This is a genomic window from Paracoccus sp. NIOT.M2S5SZ12, assembly GCF_057748165.1.
Window position 1 is genome coordinate 1 of sequence record NZ_JBYLFR010000059.1, and the last position, 1,053, is coordinate 1,053.

General features: G+C 65.7%; 1 protein-coding gene. It reads right to left on the reverse strand.

Annotation, left to right across the window (positions count from 1 at the left end; all coding sequences use genetic code 11):
• Positions 1 to 54: 54 nt before the first annotated feature.
• On the reverse strand, positions 55 to 987 hold the full coding sequence (locus tag AC2SGK_RS18265) for an IS5 family transposase (RefSeq protein ID WP_488324798.1): 933 nt from the start codon (positions 985 to 987) through the stop codon (positions 55 to 57).
• Positions 988 to 1,053 lie beyond the last annotated feature (66 nt).

Genomic DNA, 1,053 nt, shown 5'->3' on the forward strand with positions numbered 1-1,053 from the left:
GGCGTTGTTGCAGAAAGGCGGCTTGAGGCGTGACTTCCCCTTTCCCCTTTAGGTTCAGGCGACGCGGGCGACCTCGGCTGTGCCGAGGGCGTTGAAGCGGTTGATGAGTGCGACGCGGATGTGGATTTCGGCGGTCTGGCGGTCGGGGTCTCTTGCGGCGATGCGCTCGCCGAAGGATTTGAGGCACCGCATCTTGGCTTCTGCGCGGCTGCGGGCGTGGTATCCGGTCAAACACTTCCAGAACGCGCGGCCATAATGACGCGTTGCGCGCAGGGTTTCGTTGCGGGCCCGGGCGGCTGGACAGTCCTCCTTCCACGGGCGACCGTTCTTGCGGATCGGGATGACCGCCGTGCCGCCACGCGCGATGATGGCGCTGTGGCAACGACGGGTATCGTAGGCGCCGTCCGCGGTCACGGTGCCGATGTCCTCGTCCTGCGGGATCTGGCCAAGCAGGTCCGGCAGGACGGGGCTGTCGCCCTCCCGGCTGGGGGTGAATTCCACCGCGCGAATGTCCGAGGTGGCGGTGTCCATGGCCAGATGCACCTTGCGCCATTGACGGCGGCCCTGAACACCATGCTTGCGGGCCTGCCATTCCCCATCGCCCAAGAACTTGATGCCGGTGCTGTCTACCAGCAGGTTCAGCGGCCCGCCAGCACGGCGATAAGGGACCTGCACCTTCAGCGTCTTCTGTCTGCGGCACAGCGTCGAGTAGTCCGGAACGGGCCAGTCCAGCCCGGCCAGGCGCAGGAGGCTCGCGACCATCCCGGCGGTCTGCCTGAGCGGCAGCTTGAACAGCACCTTGATCGACAGGCAGAACTGGATCGCCGTGTTCGAGAAGACCGGCGGGCGCCCCGCACGGCCCTCATGCGGCGCGTGCCAGTCCATCTCCTTGTCCAGCCAGATCAGCAGTGACCCGCGCTTCCTGAGCGCAGCGTTGTAGGCAGACCAGTTGGTGGTGCGGTAGCGGGCGGGCTTGGGCTTGCTCATGCTGCCCATCTAACCGCATGGATTCACCAAGTGAATCCTTCACGGGGAGAGTTCTGCAACAACGCC